This is a genomic window from Eudoraea sp. (genome assembly GCF_049669105.1).
GTDB lineage: Bacteria > Bacteroidota > Bacteroidia > Flavobacteriales > Flavobacteriaceae > Eudoraea.
This window is the reverse complement of the sequence record NZ_JBATKE010000026.1, coordinates 1-7323: the sequence shown is the minus strand read 5'-3', so window position 1 is coordinate 7323 and position 7323 is coordinate 1. Positions and strand designations below refer to the sequence as shown.

Genomic DNA, 7323 nt, shown 5'->3' with positions numbered 1-7323 from the left:
GGAAAAGAAAGTTTTTAAAGCCTTTTCATCTCGTATAACCAATAGTTGCTCAGATTCCGCTCCTCCGTAATTATCACTTAATATTAGTGATAATGGATTTTTGTCCAACTCTTGATAATTTGCTTCTTTACCCATATCCTTTTGACTACCACAAGTCCCCGCCAACATTAATAGTCCCAAAATAAGAATTCTCATGAGCAATTGCTTTAATAGGTATTGTTATAGTGTGCCTTATAGGCTTTTTCATAGAGTGCCTCGTACAAGGGTAATACATTCTTTATATCAAAATTTAGAGCCACCTGATAGGCATTCTCTTTAAACTCTGCAAGAACAGCATCATCACTAAGGATTTTTAATGCATTTTCAACCATATCATCCACATCGCCAACATCACTTAAATAGCCAGTTACGCCATGTATATTAACTTCCGGAATTCCCCCGGTATTACTGGATATTACAGGAGTCCTGTTTATCATGGCTTCCAGAGCAGCTAAACCAAAACTCTCCGATTTAGAAGGCAATAAAAACAAATCAGAAAAACAAAGGATTCTATCAATTTCATTACTATTACCTAAAAACACCACTTTATCTGTAATACCTAATTGCTCACATAAAAATTCGGCATGCTCTTTTTCAGGACCTTCACCAACCATTATCAATTTAGCTGCTAATTGCTTCTGAATACCATTAAAAACATGAATAACATCCGGAATGTGCTTTACTTTTCTAAAGTTACTAATATGGGTAATTATCTTTTCATTTTCATTTGCCATTAGTGATCGCTGACAGTCCGTGAAATCCAAACTGTATTTTGTTTTATCAATAAAATTGGGGATCACCTCAATTTCTTTTTTGATATCGAAAAAATCTATAGTTTTCTGCTTTAAATCCTCTGATACTGAAGTTACTACATCACTTTTATTAATGCTAAAGTTTACCGCAGGTTTATAAAAAGGATGGTTACCCACCAGGGTGATATCTGTACCGTGCAAGGTTGTAATCATGGGTATATAAATGCCATCTTCTTCCAGTATTTTCTTCGCCATATAACCAGCATAGGCATGCGGTATTGCGTAATGAACATGAAGCAATTCTATGCCGTAAAGTTTAATTGTATCAACGAGTTTACTCGAAAGCGCCAATTCATATGGCTGGTAATGAAAAAGAGCATATTCCGGTACGTGTACCTCATGAAAATGAATTTTATTACTTAATAATTCAAGTCGAACCGGTTGTCTGTAAGTGACAAAATGTATTTCGTGCCCTCTATTGGCCAAAGCAATCCCTAATTCTGTTGCAACAACCCCACTACCTCCAAAAGTTGGGTAACAAACTATAGCTATTTTCATTTAACAGGCTTTTTTTAAATTGCTGTATATTAGTCTCTTATATGGATTGAAAAGAGATACAACATTCCTTATTTACAAATCTAATATTTAATTTCCTGCCTCATTGATAAGAGAATCATAAATTGCCTTTTGAATCCTTGTCCTCAGCTCTGATTTCACCAAAAGTCTGTTTGTAGCCGACGGATAGGTCCTGTTTGATAGAAAAACATATACTATCTCCTCTTCCGGATCTGCCCAGGTAAAAGTTCCGGTAAAACCACTATGTCCAAAACTTTTTCTGGAAACACATCCGCAAGTTGGCCCTTTTTCTTCGAGCTGCGGTTTATCGAAACCTACGCCACGTCGTACATTCTTATCGCAGAAATAACACTTATTGAATTTTTCTATGGTCCTGGCATCTAAAAATCGCTCACCTCCGTAATAGCCCCCCTGAATGTACATCTGCATAATTTTTGCCACATCGTTTGCATTACTGAACAATCCGGCGTGCCCACCTACTCCTCCTTGCATTGCTGCTCCCATATCATGGACATACCCCTGAACGAGTTGGTATCTGTAATAATTATCTACCTCAGAAGGGACAATCATGTTGATTGGGAATTTTTTTAAGGGATTATAAGCGGTGTGGTTAGCTCCCAGAGGCTTGTAAAGGAATTTATCCATTAAATCATCTAAACCGGCATTATAGGTCTCCTCAATATATTTTTTAAATATATAATAGGGAACATCACTGTAACGATATCTATTTGATTTGAGACCTTGTCTCCCAATTCTACTATAAATTGAATCTTTATAGGAGTCTTTCAGATACATCCTGTCCGTAACCTTAATGGAAAAGCCATCTGAAGGGTTACTTCGATAAAATTCCGGAGAGGGTCTTCTTTTCGCATTTAAAGTTTCCAGGTAGAATGCAATCCAGGATGGTAGCCTACCATAATGACTTAAAGCTTTTAGCACCGTTACATCTTTAAGCTCCGTATCTGCATATTCCGGTATTAAATCCTGAAAAGTATCATTCAAGGCTATTTTGCCATCCTCTTCCATTTTCATAACCGCTGGCAGCGTAGAGAGTATTTTAGTAAGCGAGGCAAGGTCGTAAAGGTTATTAGTGGTTAATTGATCTTTAGATTCATAAGTTGGTTTACCAAAAGCTTTATTATAAATTACTTTACCTCTTCTGGCAATCAGGACCTGAGCTCCAGGGAACATTAAGGAATCTAAGCCATTTTGAACCAACTGATCAACCTTAGCAAGTTTTAAAGAACTCATTCCTACCCTTTCAGGTTTACTGTATCCTAAACGCAATAAAGATTTTGTTTTAACCGAAGTATTCACAGGAAACTCCGGATTTGCAGTAACGGGTAATATACCTTTCGCAGGAATAGCCCCAAAAAGCACTTCTGCCGCTTTCTGCTGAGCAAGTTCACTGTTCTGATAGGCAACAAGTATCCCATCTATATCATTAAAAGCAGTAATATCCAATAGTGCGTATGGCTTGGCAAATACAGTTAGCAAAACATTGGAAGTCCTCTGTCTGGAAATTTCCTGAAGCCAAAAAAGTTCTTTTTGAGAAAATTTATAGGGTTTCCAGGGACTTTCATTACTCTTATGAAATCCAATGATAATCAGATTAAAATCAAAAAGTTTCTTTTTTAATGTTGCAATATCACTACCATTTACCTGTGTTACCTCAGCGTACTTATTTAATGCTTCCAAAAATGGTGTATTTACACCATCACCAAATTTTACATAGGCAATTTTCTTATTTTCAAGTTTTTTGATACCAACAAGATTTAGCTTATCGCTAATAACCGTAATTGCACTCTCTATAGCTTCTTCATAGATTACATCATTTTCGGGGCTATTCAGGTCCTCAATGAGGTTATTTGTATCTATTGGACGGTATTGATGTAAGCCTGCTTTGTATTTGGCCATTAATATTTTTTTGACAGAATATGCCAGGCGCTGCTCCGATATTAAGCCATTCTGATATGCCTTTAAAAACGTATCCTTACTTTTTATAAAATCCTTAGGCATTAGCAAAATATCATTGCCTGATAAAAATGCTTCCAACTCTGTAATCCCATTGCTTGCGAAGTCCGAAACCCCCTTCATATTCAAGGCATCTGTAAATACCAGTCCTTCAAATTTCAATTCCCTTTTTAGCAAATTGGTAATTATATTTTTGGATAAAGATGAAGGTCGCTTATTTTCAGGCTCTAATTCCGGCACATTTAAATGTGCAACCATAACGCTGCTAAGTCCAGCTTCTATGAGCTTTTTATAAGGATATAATTCAATGCTGTCTAAACGCTGTCTTGTGAAATCTAAAGTAGGCAAGGATTTATGTGAATCTACAAAAGTATCCCCATGACCGGGAAAATGTTTCCCGCTTGAAAGTACTCCTGCACTTTCCATGCCTTTCATAAACGCAATACCCTTTAACGCAACATTCTCTCGGTCTTCACCAAAAGATCGATTCCCAATTATTGGGTTTCTAGGATCTATATTTATGTCGATATCAGGCGCAAAATTTATATGAACCCCAAGTCGGTTTGCGTGCTTGCCGATTTGATATCCCACTCTTGAAACAATTGAAGTATCTGCTATTGCGCCCAGGGTCATATTCCATGGAAATGAGTAGGTTGAATCGAGTCTCATTGCCAGGCCCCATTCGGCATCCATTCCTATAAGAAGAGGAATTTTTGATAAGGACTGGTATTCATTTGTCAGTTTAGCCTGGCGCATGGGGCCTCCTTTTGAGAAAATCAACCCTCCTATTTTGTGATCCTTTATGAATCCCTTAATTTTTTGGGTTGCAGCTTTATCTTCTCCGGAAGATGCCATTACCATAAACAATTGTCCAATCTTTTCTTCCATGGACATAGCGCTATACTTATCATTGACCCACTCTATCTGGGACAATGTATCAGCTGTCACCAACGGTGAATATTGACCTCGGGCAACCAGTAATAAAGCAAAGAATAGAAAAAAGAGTAGGTATTTCCCCATAAATATTATATTCAAGGTACTAACTTAAAACAAAATTAAATATTGTTTTTTGTTCATTAATACAGCCGCAGTGGGATATTAGAGTGCCAAAAGGGTCTAATGGGGCTATAAACACAATTTTATAAAAATCGGCTATGCCAACTATCAGACGCCGGCACTTCCCAATGATTTATATATTCATGTTTATTGGTAACTAAATTATTAAAAACTATGGTGTTTTTAGAAACTGCCTTATCCTTAGCCATTTTCTTAAAGTCTACTAAGGGTTTATATGCAATATGCATGCCTTGTTTGTAGGAAACGTTCATTTTATCCAATAAATCTACATCATATTTTTTTTCGAGCTCCTGGATAAAATGTACGGATGCATCAATAGAACAACCAGAAGCAGAGGCAAAATTCTGATCCAAAGCAATTATAATAAAGCGTTTGTATTTAATTTCATACCCTGCCTTAAGATTGCTTCCATGGGCAGTCCATTCCGAAATAAAACTGTCCAGGGCAGTGGTTATTTCAACAAGTTCTTCTTCCGAAAAACTTCTGTTAGCCTGGTAAATCCAAACTCTTGCCGTATCGCTTAATGATTCAAAATTTACCAGCATTTTTTCTTTTTCATGTTAATAGCAATTATGTATATTTTATACAGTCCTTCAAACTGATCACAGATCCTCCGCATTAGCTATCAACTCAGCGATATCCATTACTTTTACCGAAGCTTCTTTATCCTTGCTTTTTACGCCATCAGTCATCATTGTGTTGCAAAAAGGACAGGCCGCGGCAATAATTTCCGGCTGAGTTTGCATAGCCTCCTCCGTACGTTCAATGTTCACTTCCTTATCCCCTTTCTCGGATTCTTTAAACATTTGCGCGCCTCCTGCCCCACAACATAAGCCTTTTTTTCGGCAATTTTTCATTTCCACGAGTTGGGCATCAAGTTTTTTTATGATATTTCTTGGTGCTTCATATATGTTGTTAGCCCTTCCGAGATAGCACGGGTCATGAAATGTAATACGTTTACCTTTATAGCTGCCACCTTCCAGCGTAATTCTTCCGTCTTCCAATAACGTATTCATGAACTGGGTATGGTGCATAACCTGGTAATTTCCTCCCAGTCCCGGATATTCATTTTTAATCGTGTTAAAACAGTGCGGGCATGCGGTTACAATACTTTTTATCCCGTAAGCATTCATCACTTCAATATTGGTTACGGCCTGCATTTGGAATAAAAACTCATTTCCTGCCCGTTTTGCAGGATCCCCGGAACAACTTTCTTCAGTTCCAAGAACGGCAAAACTCACATCAGCCTTCTGAAGTATTTTCACAAAAGCCTTTGTAATTCTTTTGGCCCGGTCATCAAAACTACCTGCGCAACCTACCCAAAATAAAACTTCCGGCTGCTTTCCTGCAGCAAAAAGCTCTGCCATAGTCGGTACTTTCAACTCCTCATTCATGATCTTTTCTATTATGCTTTTTAAGATTCATCGACCCAATTAAGCCTATCCATTTGATTAAATGGCCAGGGTGCTCCATTATTTTCAATATTTCCCATCATAATATTGAGTTCACTTGGCGCAGCCGATTGTTCCATAACCATATACTGACGCATACTAATGATTATAGATAATGGGTCTATGCTTACCGGACAAGCTTCCACGCATGCGTTGCAGGAAGTACAAGCCCATAATTCTTCAGGTGAAATAAAGTCACCCAATAATTGTCGTCCATCCTCAATGAATTTCCCTTTATTGGCATCCATATTACTTCCGACCTCCTCTAGCCTATCACGCGTATCCATCATTATCTTTCTTGGTGATAGTTTCTTCCCCGTAAGGTTTGCAGGACATTCACTGGTACACCGTCCGCATTCTGTACATGTATAAGCGTTCAACAATTGGACCTTACTGAGATCCATTACATCAGAAGCTCCAAATTTATCAGGGGGAGGCGCATCTTCCGCTGGCGCTGCAAAGGGATCAGCATTAGGATCCATCATCAATTTCACTTCTTTGGTTACTGCTCCAAGATTATCAAATTGACCCGGAGCAGTAAGTTTTCCATAATAGGTGTTTGGAAAGGCAAGTAATATGTGCAGATGCTTTGAATAATACAAATAATTAAGGAAGGCCAATATTCCAACGATATGCATCCACCATGCAGAGCGCTCTATCAATATTAAACTATTCACAGACATTCCATCGAAAATAGAGGTGATGAATTGACTTACGGGAAAAAGACCTGCTTTTGTATAATGAGGCGTATCCATGAGCTGAAGCTGATAATCTGCGGCATTCATGGTTAGGAATAAAGCCATTAAAACCAATTCTATATACAAAATAAGGTTTGCATCCATTTTTGGCCATCCTTTCATTTCGGGCTTAATAAAGCGTTTTATCCTGATAAAATTTCTTCGCAACCAAAAGATAACCACAGCTAGTATTACCAAAAGAGCAAGTACTTCAAAGGAAGCTATAAGGATGTTGTAAATTTTACCGAGTGGTGCGAAAACTCTATGGGTTCCAAAAATCCCATCAATAATAATCTCCAGAACTTCAATATTTATAATTATAAATCCTAGATAAACTATTATATGTAATAAACCTGCTATGGGCCTTACCACCATTTTGGATTGCCCTAATGCAATACGGGCCATATTCTTAAGGCGCTGAGGTTTATTATCTGAAGGCATGTCACCTCTACCCAGGTTAATATTACGGCTGAGTTTCTTTACGTTCTTGGCAAAATAACCAATCCCGGCTAATAAAATAATAAGGAAAATTACATTTGGCAGATACTGCATCTATTCATTTGGTTTATTTATTGCAGGATCATCTTCGGGAACCTCATATTCTTTTTGTTTTTTCCCAAAAACGGATACATTTACATATCGCTTTGGATTTAAGCGAAAATCCTGAAGCAGGAGGTCTAATTCTTTGGATGCCTCAGATAAATTGTTGTACAACTC

6 protein-coding genes and 1 pseudogene are annotated in these 7323 nt (G+C 37.6%); all 7 read right to left on the bottom strand.

Going from position 1 to position 7323, the window contains the following annotated elements; genetic code table 11:
- On the bottom strand, nucleotides 1-195 hold a 195-nt coding region (locus WBM60_RS02055; protein ID WP_424282694.1), incomplete at its 3' end, for a hypothetical protein.
- A gap of 11 nt (nucleotides 196-206) precedes the next feature.
- Nucleotides 207-1349 carry an N-acetyl-alpha-D-glucosaminyl L-malate synthase BshA gene (gene bshA, locus WBM60_RS02050; protein ID WP_424261523.1) on the bottom strand — a complete coding sequence of 381 codons (1143 nt, stop codon included), beginning with the start codon at nucleotides 1347-1349 and terminating at the stop codon, nucleotides 207-209.
- A gap of 87 nt (nucleotides 1350-1436) precedes the next feature.
- Entirely contained in the window at nucleotides 1437-4361 is a 2925-nt protein-coding gene (locus WBM60_RS02045; RefSeq protein ID WP_424276790.1) for a glycoside hydrolase family 3 N-terminal domain-containing protein, read from the bottom strand.
- 119 nt (nucleotides 4362-4480) lie between these two features.
- Nucleotides 4481-4963, bottom strand: coding sequence for an ABC transporter ATPase (locus WBM60_RS02040; RefSeq protein WP_424261554.1), 483 nt, complete (start codon nucleotides 4961-4963; stop codon nucleotides 4481-4483).
- A 57-nt stretch (nucleotides 4964-5020) separates the two neighbouring features.
- The gene (locus WBM60_RS02035) at nucleotides 5021-5812 is read right to left on the bottom strand and encodes a (Fe-S)-binding protein (protein ID WP_424282693.1); all 792 of its coding nucleotides are present in this window, start codon (nucleotides 5810-5812) and stop codon (nucleotides 5021-5023) included.
- 20 nt (nucleotides 5813-5832) lie between these two features.
- Nucleotides 5833-7158 carry a 4Fe-4S dicluster domain-containing protein gene (locus tag WBM60_RS02030; protein WP_424282692.1) on the bottom strand — a complete coding sequence of 442 codons (1326 nt, stop codon included), beginning with the start codon at nucleotides 7156-7158 and terminating at the stop codon, nucleotides 5833-5835.
- Nucleotides 7159-7323, bottom strand: a pseudogene (locus WBM60_RS02025) (MlaD family protein); the annotation flags it as partial. It abuts the gene before it with no gap.